Source organism: Paenibacillus sp. FSL K6-1558, assembly GCF_038002565.1.
GTDB classification, from domain to species: Bacteria; Bacillota; Bacilli; order Paenibacillales; family Paenibacillaceae; genus Paenibacillus; species Paenibacillus polysaccharolyticus.
The window spans coordinates 2,027,012-2,044,146 of record NZ_JBBOCV010000001.1 but is presented as its reverse complement, the minus strand read 5'-3'; the positions used below and the strand labels follow the sequence as shown (position 1 = coordinate 2,044,146).

Sequence of the window (17,135 nt, the reverse complement as noted above, 5' to 3'; positions counted from 1 at the left end):
GCGATGCGTGAAGAAGAGAGAATTATGAAGGGCATGTTATTCAGTCCGGCTGATCCGGAACTGAAGGACATCAAAAGAAAAGCTCATCATCTCAGTCAGCGTTATAGCCAAACCTTTGAAGAACAAACGGAGGAAAGACAGCAAATCGTACAACAGTTGCTGGGGGAAATAGGGGAAGGCGGATTTATGCAGGGCCCGATTTTCTTTCACTATGGGGTGCATACCCGGATCGGCCATCACTTTTTTGCGAATTACAATCTGACCATACAGGATGATGCACAAGTGACGATTGGAGATTACACCAGCTTTGGTCCCAATGTTACTATCGTTACGCCTGTTCACCCTTTGATTGCGAGTGAACGGAGGCAGATGCTGAATCAACATGGTGAGCTGAAATCACTCTGTTATGCCAAACCGGTCACCATCGGTAATGATGTGTGGTTGTCCGCGAATGTGAAAGTATGCGGCGGCGTCACGATTGGAGACGGATGTGTCATTGGGGCAGGGAGCGTGGTTACACGTGACATTCCACCGCATTCGCTTGCAGCTGGTGTGCCGTGTAGAGTGATCCGCAGCATTACAGAAGCGGATAGCATGAGACATTATCCCGACATTTTGGCAGATTGCCAAGTGCCGGAATGATGGATAGGAAAAAGGCTGTCACCGATGGATCTGCATGATCCTGGTGACAGCCTTTTGTGTTCAGGCGGTTTATTTTGACGCGTTATACTTGCTCAGGAATTCTTTCACTTTGGCTGGATCAGCCTTAAGTTCATTCCCGGTTTGTACAAGCGAGCTTACGGTGGAGTAAGCTTTCAGTTTGTTGTTTTTGTAGAATTGCAGAATCTCATCCTGATTGATGGAGTACAGCACTGCTTTTCTCAGATCACTGCTCTTGGCCACTTCACGATTGGCTGTGTTAAACAGCAGATAGGATACGGCATTACTTGGAATGCTTTGCAAGTGCAATTTGCTGTCATTCTGGATAATGTCGTATTTCGTCTCAGGTACACCGTAATACAGGTGGATTTCACTGCTGCGAAGCGCAGAGAGAGCACTGTCAGCATCGGCAATGAAGCGTACGTTTACCTGATCAATCTTGCCTGCGAAGTCGGAACCTTTGCGGTATCCCGGGTTTTTCAGGAAGACGCCTTCGTAGTCATTTTTATAAGAGAGGATATAAGGGCCGCTTGTATAAAGTGTGTTGTTATAGTTGGCACCCTCGGTCACGGTGTTCTGATCGCCATAAGGGATATCCTTGTTCACATCGAAGGACGCGACATCATACGTATTGATGCTTTCGACTTGTTTCTTGGATACGATACCAGCCGATTGGTGAGCCAGATAGTTCAGCACTTGCGGGAACGGTTCAGTTGTCGTCACTTTAACCACTTGGTATTTGCCTGCACCGTTATTAGCCTGTTTTTTGTCGCTAACCAGTTCCTTGATATCGCTGTCGAGCCCTTGATTCAGAGCTTCCAGCACGGTTCCGCTACCCCCGGACTGTTTCACTGACTCCAGTGCGCTCAGGTCTGTAACGAGTTCCGCTTGTTTGATATGTTCATGCAGACTGTACGTGCGGTGATCCGGAACGGAATCTTTATTTTTGGCACGGTCGAGGGAGAAGATAACGTCATCTGCGCCTACACGTTCTCCGGTATCGACAGCCTTTTTGTTTTCGATTTTAGCAAAATTGATATCGTCACGAAGTACAAAATAGTATTCGGAATTGCCATCTGCAATTGTGAAATTACGTGAGAGCGATCCATCCGCTGTCAGTTGATCGTCATCCGTCAGATTCACCAAACGCACGTACATATTGGTATTGAGTTGGTTGATGGAACCGTCGTTTCCTTTGATCGGATCGAGGGAAGTCAGTACAGATGCTGCTTGTGTCAGAATCAACGGATCTTTACTGTTTTTGGAGCTGTCCTTGAACTCAATCGGTTCCCACGCCATGGCACGGGATTTGGACAGACGAACGGTATCGACATTCAGAATGTCCTTGTTCACCGCCTGACTTTTCAGAGAAATATACAGCGGAGCGATGTACGCCTGATCTGTAACCAAATGGTCTTCCAACTTTTTATACGTTTCTTTGTACTCATCAGGTGTCTGCGTAGCGGCCTGATCGATTAATTTATCGATCTCTTGATCCGCCAGAATGCTGTAATCCCCGCCTGTTTTGAAAAGAGAGCGAACCGCATAGTCCGGATTGCCCGTTACCGTTGTCCAGCTGGACAACGCGATATCATAGTTGCCTGCGTCCTGCTGGGACTTAAAACTTCCGTAATCCGGTTGCAGATTCAGCTTTACATTGAAGCCGTTTTTGGTCAGCTGATCACGGATGATGTTGACATCATTCTCGGAAGAGCTCATGGCGAGCAATTCAATGTCAACCGCTTTTGGTGCGGTCTCTGTTGTATCGGAAGGTTGGTTCTGCTCCTGCGATTCGGTTTTGGTTTTCACATTGCAGCCGGAGATCACCAGCACGAGAATCAGCAGCAAGGCGACAAGTGTACGTTTTTTCATGAGAATACCTCCATTTTGTTAATAGATGTGATGTATCGATTTTTTCTATGGAAATTGAACTAAGGGTTTACACGGAGCACTCCGATGACAGAATAACCTTTCAATCGCTGTTATCCCCAGATTTTTTTGATTCCCTTTTCGAAAGGGGAAAATCCGGTGATAAAGGCGAGCGCTTCGCTTTTCCAGGTTTTTTCTGTCCTCTCCGTTTCTGTGTAAAAGAATAGTTCAACTTTTAAAAATCATGTAAATTTAAAATCATCGTCACGCCTTCTCAAGCTTGGGATCAAGCGCATCCCGCAGTCCGTCACCGAGAAAGTTAAACGAAAGAACAAGCAAAATAATCGCCAGTCCCGGATAAATCGCTAGATACGAATGAGTCTCCAGATAGGTGCTTCCCAGCTTCAGAATGTTGCCCCATTCCGGAATATGTGGTTCTACACCCAGCCCGAGATAACTCAAACTGCTGGTTGCAATGACAGCTCCGCCAATCGTCAGCGTGGATTTGATAATCATCGGTGCGAGCGAGTTGGGAATGATGTGTTTGAAAATAATCGTACGATTGGTGTATCCCAAGGCACGCGCCGCCTCGACAAACTCAAAGGTAGATACATAAAGAACACTGGCCCGCATTGTTCGAGCATACGTTGGAATGGAGCCCAGGCTTAATGCGATGATCAGATTTACCGTGTTAGCACCGAAAGCCGCGATAATCGCGATGGCGAGCAAGATTCCCGGAATGGCGTACAGAATATCCAGCAGTCGCATGATGATGTTATCCGTATGTCTTCCGTAAAAACCCGAGAAGGCACCCAGCACACCGCCAATCACAACCGGAATCAGGGTTGACATCAAACCGACGATCAAGGAAATCCGTGCACCAAACACGATTCGGGAAAATAGACATCGACCGAAATCATCCGTTCCTAGCGGATAGGCCAGAGAAGGTGACTGAAGCAGGGCCGAATAATTATTTTCCACCGCCATGCTGTAGTCGAAGGTGACGAAACTGCAGATGGAGATCGAGAACAGGAAGATGATGAAAAAGAGTCCGGACATCGCGGTCATATTGGGAGCAAGACGCTCCCACAGATCATTCCAGAAATTCGTTCCATGTTTCCCTTGTCTGCGGAGCCGGCGAAGGATCGAGATCCCCAGCAGCAACGCGAAAACGTTGCCCGTAATTACGCTAACGATCATCACTGCACCTACAACCATCATCCAGCGAGGCAGAGGAGAAGTCGCATCATACCTTGATACAATGATCAATACGATCAAATCAATGACGAGAATACATAACAGCGCCGCCATCGAAGGCAAAAAGGTATCCGCAACATAAGGCTTGAACACATTCAGAGCCGATACACCGATCACAAATAACTGGGTTAACAGTGCGTATACAGCAAATGTATATTCAATACTTTTTCGTTTTCGAATCAGGTGGAAGGCAGCCGTTACAATGAAAATATTACCTGTCAAAGCAGCCAGCAACTGTACCCATGCGAGTCTACGTGTCAGAACACGTATAACCCCGCGCTGTATTAAATCCTGTCTGATCCGAATAAGAAGCAGACTCTGAATGAGGGTGAAGAATAGATAAATGCCGGCCACTCCAGCTATAAATGGCTTGAACGCCTGCCCGCTCCAGTCATAACTGTTCAACAACAATAACAGAGTCAGTAGAACCGAAGTGATCCATGCGAAGCTGGCTTGACTGTATTCTTGCGAAGACTTGAGCCGGAAAAGCATTTCCTGTGTAAGGGAGCTTGATTTTGTCATAGTACACCTGCTTTAATATTGTTTCATTTTGGAGCGAACCCTTGGATCGATAAATGCGTAAAACAGATCAACCACAACATTCACAATGGAAATCGTGATCGCTGTGTAGATTACTCCGCCCATGATACTCGGAATATCGGGTATGAATTGCTTATCCACGATGTAACTTCCCAGTCCGCTGATATTAAATACCTTCTCTGTTACAGCGGCCCCGCCAAGCATAGCTCCGAATTGAAGACCCACGACAGTAATGATAGGAATCAGCGCGTTACGCACCGCGTGCTTCAGCATCACTTGTCGCTCACTCAGCCCCTTGGCCCGGGCAGTCATGACATAATCCTCGTGAATGACCTCCAGTGTGGATGAACGGGTCATCCGTGCAACCGCAGCCGTAAGTCCTGTCCCCAGCACGATGACCGGCATAATCATGGACAGCCAGTTCTGAGGATTAAAGGTAGCGGGAAGCCACTGCATTTTAATCGAGAAATTCAGAATGAAGATCAGACCTTGCCAGAAGTTCGGAATAGACAGTCCAATGAGAGCGATGAACATAAATGTGTAGTCAAACCAGGAGTTAGGCTTGAGCGCCGAGATAATGCCAATTGGTAAAGCAATGACAATAGCTAACAGCAGGGAAATCACGGCAAGGGTTAGCGTAATGGGAAACTTTCGGGCGATTGTATCCGTCACGATCTCATTTCCTGCAAACGACTTGCCAAGATCAAACATGGCAACACCCTTGATATTATTCCATAGTTGTGTTAGATAAGGCTGATCCAGGCCGTACACATGATTAAAGGCTGCAATCTGTTCTTGTGTTGCCGTTACGCCGAGAATGTTGGCCGCCGGGTTGAACGGAGACAAGTACAATATCGTAAATACTAGCGTTGCTACACCCAGAATGACAAAGATGGTCATGAGTAGTCTTTCAAATATGTACTTTAGATAAGCATTACCATATATCAGAAGAGTCAGATACATTAGACATCCCGGGATGATCGATAAGGCTAGAAACCAAGGTTTTGCTAGTAAGGTACCGAATGTATCCTGAATTCCGAGACGATGTTTTCCCTTTTGTTCTAACTTGTGGGTCGTTCGTTCCAGCAGTTCCTTCTGAAAAGTTTTCTCAAGCCAGCTCTCAGCCTGTTGTTTGAATGCTGCCTCGCTGACCTCTTGCTTGAAGAAGCGATGCTTGCGCCTCAGTTGTTCTTCCAGTTCCAATCGTTTGGTGTCACGGTAGGATGAGGTATGCATCTCCTGTTCAGCCTGTTGTTTTACAGCTGACCAGTCATCTTGTTTACGCTTGGAAAGCCAGACCATATAAACGATCAGGTTGATCGGTAATCCGAGAACGATCAATACATAGCGATAGACGGGATGAAGCAGCATTTTACCATAAATAAAACGTAGATGATTCACCAGACGGGAGGTGTGATGACTTTCCGCTTCAGCTGTCAAACGGTAACCCTCCTTTCACTGAAGTATAAATTGCATTATTCCGATCAATATAGTATATATTATGTAGGGTATGTTTAATTGTCAAGGTATGGAATTGATTACATATGAGAAGATAGAGCAGATATGAAAGGAATGGTGCACGTCGTGGAACCTTTGCTGAGAGTAAATGATTTGTCCGTCTCTTTTTACACGGGTGATAGTGAGTTTCAGGCGGTCAAGCAGGTTAGCTTTGAACTGCGGAAAGGGGAAACGCTGGGCATTGTTGGAGAATCAGGCAGTGGTAAGAGCGTAACCGCACGCTCCATTATGAGGTTGCTTGCCTCTCCCCCATCACAGATGAAATCGGGTGAAATTCTATTTAAAGGTATGGATCTCGCCGGGAAATCACAAAAAGAGATGGAGCATATTCGTGGCCGGGACATCGGTATGATTTTCCAAGACCCCATGAGTTCGCTTAATCCAACGATCAAGATTGGTCAGCAAATCGCGGAAAGTTTGATCAAACACCAGAAGTTATCGAAAAGGGAAGCGAAAAAACAAGCCATCGCCATGATGGAACGAATAGGCATCAAACAAAGCGCTATCCGTTATAATCAGTATCCGCATGAATTTTCCGGTGGCATGCGTCAGCGGGTGATGATTGGTATCGCCCTTGCTTGTCGTCCTGAACTATTAATCGCCGATGAGCCGACTACGGCTCTGGATGTAACGATTCAGGCACAGATTTTGAACCTGATGAAGGATATGCAAGAACAGATGGGTACGTCGATTATTCTGATTACACATGACTTGGGTGTGGTTGCCGGCATGTGTGACAGGGTGGTTGTAATGAAAGAGGGAGAGATCGTGGAGACGGGCACCACGGTGGAGATTTTTGCGAATCCTAAACATCCGTATACCATCCGTCTGTTGAACGCACTGCCTAGGCTGGATGAGAAGAAGAAGCCGAAGCTAGTCTCGCAGGTATTCAAAGATATGGAAGATGATCAGCCGTTGCTGGAGGTCAAATCTCTCAAACAGTATTTTAACCTCGGCAAGGGCAATACGTTAAAAGCCGTGAACGATATCAGCTTTCATATCCGTCAAGGGGAAACACTTGGCGTTGTAGGAGAGTCAGGTAGCGGGAAATCTACCACGGGACGAGCGATTCTGCGTCTGCATGAGCCAACGGGGGGTGATGTGCTGTTCAAAGGCATTCCGTTGCAGCGACTCTCGACTGGTGAGATGAAAACGATGCGACGACATATGCAGATCATTTTCCAAGATCCGTATGCTTCTCTAAATCCCAAAATGAGAATTATGGACATCATTGGCGAGGCGCTTGATATCCATCAGCTTGCAGGAAATGCGGCTGAGCGACAGAAGCGAGTGGAAGAACTGCTGGAGATGGTGGGGCTTGAACCGTCACATGCACAGCGATATCCCCATGAGTTCTCAGGAGGACAACGTCAGCGAATTGGCATTGCAAGGGCGCTGGCGGTAGAGCCTGAATTTATCGTTTGCGATGAGCCGTTGTCGGCACTCGATGTCTCTATTCAGGCGCAGATTGTGCAGTTGCTTGAAGAGCTGCAACAGCGCTTGGGTCTAACGTATTTGTTCATCGCGCATGATCTGTCGATGGTCAAACATATCAGTGATCGTGTCGCTGTCATGTATAACGGGAAAATTGTGGAGCTGGCCGAGAGTGAAGAACTATATGCCAATCCGCAGCACCCGTATACGAAGGCCTTACTATCGGCAATTCCGGTTCCTGATCCGGCGGTGGAGAGGAATAAGCCACGTATCGCTTTGGTAGATCAGGAGAAGGAAACCAGTGGTACGGGAGACCGATATAATCTGGAGCATTCGCACTGGGTCGAAGTGAAAGAAGGACATTGGGTTGCCCTGTCTGGTTAAAAAAAGAACAAAGAACCCCGGCGTGATCTGTTCAGATCGCTGCCGGGGTTTTGGTTTTATTTGAATTGAACGGACTTCTTAATATTGTCGATCTCGGCTTTGGTTTGATCATCGAGATATGTGAAGATGAAGTTGAACGCATAACCTTCAATAATTGTGCTGTAGTATTCCTGAGTGATTTTGCTTCCGTCCCCTGCATCCGTCGTGATCTGCATTAGGTCCATTTCTTTGCCACCGATGGTTTCTTTTGTGAAGTCCTTGTATTCATAAGGGAAGTTGCTGTCTTCCATGAACTTCTTGGTAGCTTTCAGGTAGTCTTCCCCTGTACGAATGCCTTGCAACAAGCTAACTTTCTCGGCAATGGCCATTGCCGAAGGGCCGATCTGGCCGCCATCGAGCGGATATTGGGATGCCATAAGCAGGTTCAATGTCTTGGTTTGAGATAGTTCCATCTGTTTTTTCTTCTTTTCATCGTCACCGGCAATGGCTTCAGAGGAAGCACTCGTCAGTTGGTTCATGCCCTCGGCATCCTGATACTCCCATGCTTCAGGGAATTTCAGGGATACGCCAAAATAGTCATTAGTGTAAGAACCCTTTTGCGTTGTCCCCAGTTCTACTTTGGATGAGTTGTCAGATTCTTTGTTATCTTCGCTGGACGCTCCTGATTTGTCGGTATCGTCGGTTTTGGCTGTGCCGGCATCTGCGCCTGTAGTTGTTTTGGTTGCGGCAGGATCGTTTGATTTCGCATTGTTATCTGCTTTGTCTCCGCAAGCAGCGACTACGATCATCATCATGATGAGCATAGCGAATAAAGATGTTTTTTTCGTAATAGACATAATACCCTCCTGAGATGTGTGAGTTATTCTCTCTTTGTTGTGCTTACTAAAATTGTAGCACATGTGTTCTCTATTGCCACCTATAGGAAACTATAGGGGTCTCCTATAAATAAGACAATTGACTCGCCATTGAAACAGCTTCTGTGCTGGATTGAACGCCTAACTTGTTAAAAATGACTTTTTTATGATAATTGACCGTACATTCCTTGATCTTAAGTTGCAATGCAATCGCCTTCACAGTCCATCCGCGGGATATCATCTCTAGAATCGTTAGTTGCCGCTCTGTGAATTCGACTTGGAGCTTTTTCTTCTGATGTGCCATGCTTTGGCTCTGGTAACGGTTCTGCATATTTGCCGGGATCAACTTGGCTATGGCCATGAGTTCACGCTGCATATCCGCGTTTATTGTAGACACATCGAGATAACCGAAATGCTGTGACCCCTTGTATAGAGGAACGGCATAACAGTGCCAGCTTTGAAAAAATGGACTTTCATGCTGCTCTGGTAGCAAAAATACGGGCGCATTATCCTCCATCGTTCTGGAGATGGCATTAACGCCACAGCTCTGGGCTGAAAAACTCAGTCCCGGTCGAATAGGAGATTGCTTTACGTGCGGTTCCAAATTAGAGCTGTAATCCATGGACAGCAGCACGCCGTTAACATCTGTTAGCAGGAACAGATAAGTACCTGTCAAATTCTCTTTGATATCCAAAATACTGCGGCGGAACGCTTGAATTAGAAAATGATTGATTTTGCATAGTCGGTCTATTCCGCTTTGAGCTAAATAGTGAAAGGAAGCAGGAGTTCCAGTATGAACTCCCGTACCGTATTCCAATGGCCTTGAGACCGATGTATGAGCAGACATGTCATTCCTCCTTGATGCAATTGCGTTGATTAGCCGATCGTTTTGATCACATTCCCTTCCTGATCTTTAATCTGCGTGGGCACAATCTCAATAAGGAACTTGTCCAGTGAAGGGATCTGAAAGGAGCTGGCTTGTGGACGAAGTTGCTCTACAATTTCGTTCAGTGCTTGCTGATTCACAGTCAATCTGACCTCTCGCTCCGTTTCCACCATAGATGCATGCTCCCCAGCTTCAAAGACAATGTTGATATCCGGCCCGATCAGGGACAACGTTGCTTTTTTGGCGATTCGGCTCCGCAGGATGCTGCCCAGAAGAGTTGCCTGTTGGGCACCTAGCTGAAGCTTGGCAGGGATGTTTTTCTGTAACAGTTTTTTGCGTGGAGACTCCCAGCTCAATTGTTGGATGAACAAAAAGGCGGTGCTTGATCCGTCTTCCTCAATGCCACGCTCCGTAGCTTGGATAACCGAAGGGATATCTGCGTAGGAATTCCTCATCAGATCCGTTACATATTTAGGCATATAGCTTTCACAGGCAGCCAGGAAACCGCGGGTATTCCAGCTCTGAATCATCTCCAGTTCACGGCAGGTCATACCGACCATTTGGATAAATTGAACAGAACCATTCGGTGTATTCAGTTCAGGTAAATCTGGATCTTCTATGAATGCAAGTGCAGTCAAGAGTGTATCGGAGTTCAGGCAGATCGGGCCGTTGGCATCCAGATAATCTCCGGGCTGAAACAGGTTACCGCTGTTGAAGACATATCGCCCCATATTTTGGAGTAGATTGAGTGCCCAGGCCGGCGGTTCTGATTCATTTTCACAGCGTGTAAGGCGAAAAGTAAGTTCGAAACCATATCCACTTCTCGATGCATCATCGCCCTCTTTGCCGTAGAGCTCCGAGAAACCATAAGTTACAAAATGCCAATGAGGCATCGGTGTATCTACCGCATAGGCACTTATCCCGTCCAGTGGGTCAGGTCCGCCAAGCATATATGGAATGGCTGTGCCATAATGTTTAGGTTCCTGTTCTCCGTACAATTGCTGTATAGCGTGGTCGATGGCGTCCCAGCCCGATGTGTTTTCTTCTTCGGTCATGATGTGTTCCTCCTTGATTGTTCTCTCCCTGAAAATCATTTAAAATTAAGTCTACTAGTTATAACAGCGACTACAAGCGGCTTAAGGATGAATTCTCTGAGATAGGACCAGGGAGTTACATATCTTAATGAGAAGGAGAAATGTTACATGAGTATGCAAGATATGTATTTGTCTGCATTTAAACAGGAGCACTGGGATACCTTTGTTGAACTATTTGATGAATGGTACGCTCAATTGCCCGATGAATGGAAAGAAGAGGCACGATTAAGAGGTATTCCAGAAGATATAGGCCGGGTACTTTTATGTGAAATGAAAGATTCCGCATTGAAATGGATAGATAAAAAGGTTCCAGCTCTGGGGGACCAAAGTCCTGCAAGTTATCTGGAAACGGAGGAAGGAACCAATGCCCTACGGGCAGCAATTTTGCGAATGCCACGTTAGAAATAGTTTTAGAAATGATGTTAGAAATAAGATAATAATTATTATAAATACGTTGTTAGATGATCTTAATGTGGCCGAAGGCCGCATAGTTTTGGTGAATTTGATTTTACAAAATAAATATGTTACGCTTACATCACAAGAGCAAAACAACAGAATACGTTATAACATCTTTTGATGGATTGTAACTGTGCAGACAGGCAAAACCTAAACTGATGGTGAAATGAAAGCCCCTTTTTTTGGTGCTATTTTACCCTGAGTTTAGGTTTTTCTTGTTTTCTGCTCTGTTTTGGAGTTGCTCTTACGTATGGAAAACCAAAAATTATTTCGAAAAGAGGTTGTTATGATGACCACGGCAAAAAAAGGATTCCCTGAAAACTTCTTGTGGGGCGGCGCTACAGCTGCGAACCAATTGGAAGGCGCATTCGATAAGGACGGAAAAGGTCTCTCCACAGCGGACATGATCGCTCATGTGCCAAAAGAAAAGCGTACGGGTGGACATGCCATGGAAATTTCCTCTTCCCGAATCGAAGAGATTCTCGCTGGCAAAATTGAAGAACGTTTCCCGAAACGTTTTGGTATTGATTTCTACCACCGTTTTAGAGAAGATATTGCACTGTTCGCTGAAATGGGCTTCAAAGTATTCCGTTTGTCCATTCACTGGGCACGTATTTTCCCGAACGGTTATGACCAAGAGCCAAATGAAGCAGGTTTGAAATTCTATGATGAAGTATTTGATGAATTGCATAAATACGGCATTGAACCGCTCGTAACACTGTCTCACTATGAGACTCCGCTTGGTTTGACGCAAAAATACAATGGCTGGGCAGGCCGTGAAGTGATCGGACATTATGTTCGTTACGCTGAAACGGTATTCAACCGTTATAAAAACAAAGTGAAATACTGGCTGACATTTAACGAGATCAATGTGATGGTGTTCAGTCCGTACACTGGCGGCGGTATTCTAATCGATAAAGTGGACAACAAACTGCAAACCACTTATCAAGCATTGCATCATCAATTTGTAGCAAGTGCTATGGTGACGAAGCTTGCACATGAGATCATTCCTGGCTCCCAAGTGGGCTGTATGCTTGCGCGTATGGAAACTTATCCAGCGACTTGTAATCCGGTAGATGTTCAACTGGCTCAGCATGAGAATCAGCTTAATCTCTTCTTTACGGACATGCACGCTCGTGGTAAATACCCGAACTACATGGCGCGTTATTTTGATGAGAATAACATTGTCATTCAAAAAGAAGCAGGCGATGATGAGATTTTGCTGAACAACACGGTAGATTTCATCTCCTTCAGTTATTACATGTCTGTGACCAAGTCGGCTTCTGCGGATGCGGCTGAGACGGCAGGTAACCTGACAGGCGGCGTGAAAAACCCTTATCTGGAAGCATCTGACTGGGGCTGGGAGATCGACCCGATCGGCCTGCGCGTAACGTTGAACAACTTCTGGGATCGTTATCAAAAGCCACTCTTTATCGTAGAGAATGGTCTGGGTGCGTATGACAAAGTGGAAGAGGATGGTTCCATCCATGACTCGTACCGCGTCGACTACCTCAAAAAGCACATCGAACAGATGAAAGAGGCCATCAAAGATGGCGTTGAGCTGATTGGTTTTACGGCATGGGGCCCGATTGACCTCGTGAGTATGTCGACATCCGAGATGTCCAAACGTTATGGCTTTATCTACGTGGATCTCGATGATGAAGGTAACGGAACACTTGCACGCTCCAAAAAAGATTCATTTGATTGGTACAAAAATGTGATTGCCAGCAATGGTGAGCAACTGTAAACACCTGAAACAAAGATCTGATATTCAGCGATGACATTCTTAGGATTGTTACCGCACAGGGGCGGGCAAAACCTGACTTAAAAGTGTGATATGAGCTTTCGCTTCATACAACCCTTTTGGTTGGCGCTTGTCCGCTTTTTACTTTGCAATCAAACATCACATGAGCTGGAGGGGTTCTTTTGAAGAAATGGAACAAAGGCATCAAACACGTTTCCTGTATGTTAGCACTAACGCTGAGTCTAAGTGTGATCTGGCCTGGGACAACAGGTGCAGCAAGCGCACAAGTGACGCAAATTCAGGCGAATACGTTTGTTGGTGATCCGGGTGAGATGGTCGAATCTTTCGACATTACGGTTTCAGACGTGGAAAAATACAAAAATCTGAAGGTATCTGACTTTGATATTACAGGGAATTATGACGGTTATCCGTTAAATGCTGCAGGAGAAATTGTGCAAGACAACTATGAAGATGACGGCATCACGTTATCCATGAAGGATCATACGATCCACATGACCGTGAAACCTTTCAAATATCCTGGAGGTCTGAAATCCGAGTTTGCCGTAACCAGCAAAACGTATCCAGAGCTTTCTTTTGATAAAAAAAGTGTTACTCAGGTGAAAACACGTACCGTGGATGAGTTTGAAAAAGCACAATTCACAGCGAGCAACGGTGTAACGTTATCTTATAACTTGAAACGCAGTCCTTCCAAGGAAGCGAAGCCGCTTATGGTATGGCTTCACGGCGGTGGTGAAGTTGGAACGGACGGACGCAATCATTTAACCGCGAATCGCGGTGCAGTAGTCTGGACGGAATCAGGGTATGATACTTCTGTACTTGCGGTGCAATATCCTGAGAATTACAGCTTCAAAATTTACAACAATGCAGAGCAACTACCAATAATGAAGGCATATTTTGAAGCTCAGGTTGAGTTGATTCAAAAGCTTGTTGCCGAAGGTGAAGTAGACCCTGACCGGATCTATCTGTCTGGTGTATCCAGTGGTGGTGGAGGTGCATTCCGCTTCCTGATGCAGTATCCTGACTTGTTTGCTGGAGCAATTATCGTTGCTGCCAAAGATACCATTGCGGACTATACGGGTTCCGTTGATGCATTCAAGCAAGAACTGAAGGGCATTGTGGATGTGCCGATATGGATTATGCACGCTCAAAATGATCCAACAACAGATAGTCGTACTAGTTCACTTGCTTATCAGGCATTGACGGAGATGGGTGCTAAACAGGTGCATTTAACTTTATACGATGATGCATACATGGATAGTCATAGATTCTATGGAGGTTTGAAACATTGGTCATGGGTACCTGCTTTCAACAATAAAGAGGTTATCGCGAGTCTGTTCAAACTTCATAAAGGCACAGCTGGAGAGCAGACAGGTTCCTCATCAGAGCATGCTGTACAACCCTCTGAACCTGTAACACGCGCGCAGATTGCAATGGTTCTGGCTGATGCTCTTCAACTTTCGGAAGGAACTGAGGAATATCCTTATGTGGACAGCGCTCCCGACTGGGCTGCTCAAGCCATTGCAAAGGTGACCAAGGCGGGACTGATGAAAGGCATCGGCAATCAAATGTTTGCTCCAGAGAGCGAAGTAACACGAGCGCAGATGGCAGTTATTGTAGACCAGATCCTGACTAATAAGGATTGGAAGCCTGCTACAGATTCAGTGGAGCTGATGTTTGGCGATGTCGACAGTAAGCATTGGGCATATGCGGCGATTCAGAATAGTGCTCGTGCTGGTGTAATGGCGGGTGTGAGCAAAGGCAAGTTTGATATGAAGCAAATCGTAACAGGTGCACAGCTTGAGCAAATCATGCAGCGACTTGAGCAAGTGGGCACAAAATAAAGTTTGGAACGGAAATAAAATACATTCTAGATATTCAATTGTTGAGAGGATGAAGCAAAATGACTACACCATTTCCGAAGGATTTTCTGTGGGGCGGCGCGGTAGCGGCCAACCAGCTTGAGGGAGCTTATAATGCCGATGGCAAAGGTCTGTCTGTACAGGACGTTATGCCACATGGAATTACAACACCAAGAACCGAAGGCCCTACCGAAGATAACTTGAAATTGATCGGTATTGATTTCTACAATCGCTACAAAGAGGATGTCAAACTGTTTGCCGAGATGGGCTTTAAGGTGTTCCGTACATCCATTGCGTGGTCTCGCATTTTCCCTAAAGGGGACGAACTGGAGCCTAACGAGAAAGGTCTGCAATTCTATGATGACCTGTTCGATGAGTGTCACAAATACGGCATTGAACCGCTCGTAACGATCTCTCACTACGAGACGCCGCTACATTTGTCTAAAACCTATGATGGATGGGTTAACCGTAAAATGATCGAGTTTTACGAACGTTATGTCACTGTGCTGTTTAATCGTTTTAAAGGCAAAGTGAAATACTGGTTGACGTTTAATGAGATCAACTCCATTCTGGAAGAACCATTCATGAGCGGTGGTATTTATACACCGAAATCCGAATTGTCCAAGCAGGATCTGTACCAGGCGATCCATCATGAATTGGTAGCCAGTGCGCTTGCTGTCAAACTGGGCCATGAGATTATGCCGGAAGCGAAAATCGGGTGCATGGTGCTGAGCATGCCGACATATCCGCTCACACCGAATCCAGACGACGTTGTTGCAGCGATGCACGCGGAGCAACGTAATGATATTTTCGCCGATATCCATGCACGTGGGTATTATCCAAAATACATTAATCGCTATTTCAAAGCGAATAACATCAACATTAAGTTCGAAGATGGGGATGAGGAAATTCTCAAGCACACCGTAGATTTCATCTCCTTCAGCTATTATGTAAGTATCTGTGAGACCGGTGATCCGGAGAAACGTAAAGAGGGCAAAGGAAACCTGTTTGCAGGAGTTCAGAACCCTTACTTGAAAGCAAGTGAATGGGGCTGGCAGATTGATCCTCAGGGCTTGCGTGTAACCCTCAATAAATACTGGGACCGTTATCAGAAACCATTGTTTATTGTCGAAAACGGTCTGGGTGCTGTCGATGAGCTCATTACAGATGAACACGGCAATAAAACAGTCCATGATGACTACCGCATTCAATACTTGAATGATCACCTGGTGCAAGTTGGTGAAGCGCTTGAAGATGGTGTCGAAGTCATGGGATACACGTCATGGGGCTGCATTGACTTGGTAAGTGCATCTACAGCAGAGATGAAGAAACGTTATGGTTTTATCTATGTAGACCGTAATAACGACGGTTCAGGAACACTAGAGCGTTATAAGAAGAAATCGTTCCACTGGTACAAAGAAGTTATTAGTACAAATGGCGCAAGTCTTGTCGATAATAATGCAAAAGCATAATTCCAAAGTCATTGTTGTATGAGTGCCTTTTATGTCGCATTAACGCACATTAACCGCTTTCAGAAAAACGTTGTCACATGCGATTTAATATGGTAAGATAGGCCCAAGGCTAAAGAATACTGGATTGTTACTGTTCAATCAGGCAAAACCAGAGGCAGGCATACTTCATGACCTGTTTTGGTTTTGCCTTTTACTACTTTGACGGTGCAAGGTGATGTGAAGAAATGAAAATTGAGAAGGTGCTTAACAACAATGTAGTCACTGTAATTGACCCGGGAGGTAACGAACTGGTCGTTATGGGGCGTGGAATTGCCTTCAAAAAGCATACTGGTGAATTCATCGACGAGAGTCTCGTCGAAAAAATATTTTCGCTCGAAAGTAAAGAAGTATCTCAGAAATTGAAGACGCTTCTGTCTGATATTCCGGTGGAATATGTGGAATGCTCGGATGAGATTATTCGTTACGCTGAGACGGTACTGGGTGAGAAGCTTCATGAAAGCATCTACATTTCACTGACGGATCATATTCATTTTGCTATTGACCGACATCGTCAAGGATTGCAGATCCGCAATGCATTATTTTGGGAAATCAAGCGTATGTACCGGAAGGAATATGCGATCGGTCTCAAGGCATTGCAGATTATTGAAGAAACGCTAGGTGTTCTTCTTCCCGAGGACGAATGTGCATTCATCGCGATGCATCTGGTTAACGCCCAGATGAATGGTGAGATGAGAGAAACGATCAGCATTACGAATATCGTGAAGGATATTCTCAACATCGTTCGGCGCAGTTTCGTGATCGAACTCGACGAAGATTCACTAAGTTATTACCGATTCCTGACCCATTTGAAGTTTTTCGCTCAACGGGTACTGCAAGGTACAGCGATTGAAGACAAGGAAGAGGATAATCCGCTTCATGATCTGGTGAGTAAACAATATCCGGAAGCACATGCTTGTGCAGTCAAGATTAACGATTATACACGTAAAATCTATAATCGGGTCTTGTCGAAGGAAGAAGTGTTGTATCTCACGATCCATATCGAACGTATTGTCCGAAATGAACAAACAATCGAATAATTTGGGATTGT

13 protein-coding genes are annotated in these 17,135 nt (G+C 45.6%); 7 read left to right on the top strand and 6 right to left on the bottom strand.

The annotated features are described in order from the left end of the window. Positions 1–3 precede the first annotated feature (3 nt). Positions 4–642: a sugar O-acetyltransferase gene (locus tag MHI38_RS08710; RefSeq protein WP_341181178.1), complete on the top strand. Its 639-nt coding sequence runs from the start codon at positions 4–6 to the stop codon at positions 640–642. Between the two features lie 69 nt (positions 643–711). Here MHI38_RS08710 and MHI38_RS08705 read toward each other — a convergent pair whose 3' ends face one another. From MHI38_RS08705 to MHI38_RS08695, 3 genes are all read right to left on the bottom strand, one after another. Beyond that, positions 712–2,532 (bottom strand): ABC transporter substrate-binding protein, encoded by a 1,821-nt coding sequence (locus MHI38_RS08705; RefSeq protein ID WP_341181177.1) that lies wholly within the window; start codon positions 2,530–2,532, stop codon positions 712–714. A 261-nt stretch (positions 2,533–2,793) separates the two neighbouring features. Next, complete coding sequence (locus tag MHI38_RS08700) at positions 2,794–4,308, bottom strand: ABC transporter permease (RefSeq protein WP_341181176.1); 1,515 nt, start codon at positions 4,306–4,308, stop codon at positions 2,794–2,796. 12 nt (positions 4,309–4,320) lie between these two features. Beyond that, the gene (locus MHI38_RS08695; protein WP_341181915.1) at positions 4,321–5,697 is read right to left on the bottom strand and encodes an ABC transporter permease; all 1,377 of its coding nucleotides are present in this window, start codon (positions 5,695–5,697) and stop codon (positions 4,321–4,323) included. A 213-nt stretch (positions 5,698–5,910) separates the two neighbouring features. On the opposite strand from MHI38_RS08695, the gene MHI38_RS08690 reads away from it, so the two are divergent. Continuing rightward, on the top strand, positions 5,911–7,662 hold the full coding sequence (locus MHI38_RS08690; protein ID WP_341181914.1) for an ABC transporter ATP-binding protein: 1,752 nt from the start codon (positions 5,911–5,913) through the stop codon (positions 7,660–7,662). A 56-nt stretch (positions 7,663–7,718) separates the two neighbouring features. Here MHI38_RS08690 and MHI38_RS08685 read toward each other — a convergent pair whose 3' ends face one another. The 3 genes from MHI38_RS08685 to MHI38_RS08675 form a co-directional block, all read right to left on the bottom strand. Then, entirely contained in the window at positions 7,719–8,498 is a 780-nt protein-coding gene (locus MHI38_RS08685; RefSeq protein WP_154983291.1) for a hypothetical protein, read from the bottom strand. 103 nt (positions 8,499–8,601) lie between these two features. After that, the gene (locus MHI38_RS08680; RefSeq protein ID WP_308722888.1) at positions 8,602–9,363 is read right to left on the bottom strand and encodes a LuxR C-terminal-related transcriptional regulator; all 762 of its coding nucleotides are present in this window, start codon (positions 9,361–9,363) and stop codon (positions 8,602–8,604) included. Between the two features lie 29 nt (positions 9,364–9,392). Then, on the bottom strand, positions 9,393–10,457 hold the full coding sequence (locus MHI38_RS08675; protein WP_308722887.1) for a suppressor of fused domain protein: 1,065 nt from the start codon (positions 10,455–10,457) through the stop codon (positions 9,393–9,395). 147 nt (positions 10,458–10,604) lie between these two features. Here MHI38_RS08675 and MHI38_RS08670 point away from each other — a divergent pair, with 147 nt between their 5' ends. The 5 genes from MHI38_RS08670 (at position 10,605) to licT (ending at position 17,124) form a co-directional block, all read left to right on the top strand. Continuing rightward, positions 10,605–10,898, top strand: a complete 294-nt coding sequence (locus MHI38_RS08670; protein ID WP_154887795.1) for an antitoxin Xre/MbcA/ParS toxin-binding domain-containing protein — start codon at positions 10,605–10,607, stop codon at positions 10,896–10,898. A gap of 343 nt (positions 10,899–11,241) precedes the next feature. Continuing rightward, positions 11,242–12,699, top strand: a complete 1,458-nt coding sequence (locus MHI38_RS08665) for a glycoside hydrolase family 1 protein (RefSeq protein ID WP_253499952.1) — start codon at positions 11,242–11,244, stop codon at positions 12,697–12,699. A 179-nt stretch (positions 12,700–12,878) separates the two neighbouring features. After that, positions 12,879–14,558, top strand: a complete 1,680-nt coding sequence (locus MHI38_RS08660) for an S-layer homology domain-containing protein (RefSeq protein ID WP_341181175.1) — start codon at positions 12,879–12,881, stop codon at positions 14,556–14,558. A 59-nt stretch (positions 14,559–14,617) separates the two neighbouring features. After that, a complete protein-coding gene (locus tag MHI38_RS08655) occupies positions 14,618–16,048 on the top strand; it encodes a glycoside hydrolase family 1 protein (protein ID WP_341181174.1) in 1,431 nt (476 codons plus the stop codon). 224 nt (positions 16,049–16,272) lie between these two features. Then, entirely contained in the window at positions 16,273–17,124 is an 852-nt protein-coding gene (gene licT, locus MHI38_RS08650; protein ID WP_090915167.1) for a BglG family transcription antiterminator LicT, read from the top strand. The last annotated feature ends 11 nt before the right edge of the window (positions 17,125–17,135 follow it).

What these genes read in the sequence shown, in the direction of transcription:
- MHI38_RS08710 (WP_341181178.1), top strand. Translation starts at nt 4, where the DNA reads ATGCGTGAAGAAGAGAGAATTATGAAGGGCATGTTATTCAGTCCGGCT.
- MHI38_RS08680 (WP_308722888.1), bottom strand. Translation starts at nt 9,363, where the DNA reads ATGTCTGCTCATACATCGGTCTCAAGGCCATTGGAATACGGTACGGGA.
- MHI38_RS08670 (WP_154887795.1), top strand. Translation starts at nt 10,605, where the DNA reads ATGAGTATGCAAGATATGTATTTGTCTGCATTTAAACAGGAGCACTGG.
- MHI38_RS08705 (WP_341181177.1), bottom strand. Translation starts at nt 2,532, where the DNA reads ATGAAAAAACGTACACTTGTCGCCTTGCTGCTGATTCTCGTGCTGGTG.
- MHI38_RS08665 (WP_253499952.1), top strand. Translation starts at nt 11,242, where the DNA reads ATGACCACGGCAAAAAAAGGATTCCCTGAAAACTTCTTGTGGGGCGGC.
- MHI38_RS08675 (WP_308722887.1), bottom strand. Translation starts at nt 10,457, where the DNA reads ATGACCGAAGAAGAAAACACATCGGGCTGGGACGCCATCGACCACGCT.
- MHI38_RS08695 (WP_341181915.1), bottom strand. Translation starts at nt 5,697, where the DNA reads ATGCTGCTTCATCCCGTCTATCGCTATGTATTGATCGTTCTCGGATTA.
- licT (WP_090915167.1), top strand. Translation starts at nt 16,273, where the DNA reads ATGAAAATTGAGAAGGTGCTTAACAACAATGTAGTCACTGTAATTGAC.
- MHI38_RS08700 (WP_341181176.1), bottom strand. Translation starts at nt 4,308, where the DNA reads ATGACAAAATCAAGCTCCCTTACACAGGAAATGCTTTTCCGGCTCAAG.
- MHI38_RS08655 (WP_341181174.1), top strand. Translation starts at nt 14,618, where the DNA reads ATGACTACACCATTTCCGAAGGATTTTCTGTGGGGCGGCGCGGTAGCG.
- MHI38_RS08685 (WP_154983291.1), bottom strand. Translation starts at nt 8,498, where the DNA reads ATGTCTATTACGAAAAAAACATCTTTATTCGCTATGCTCATCATGATG.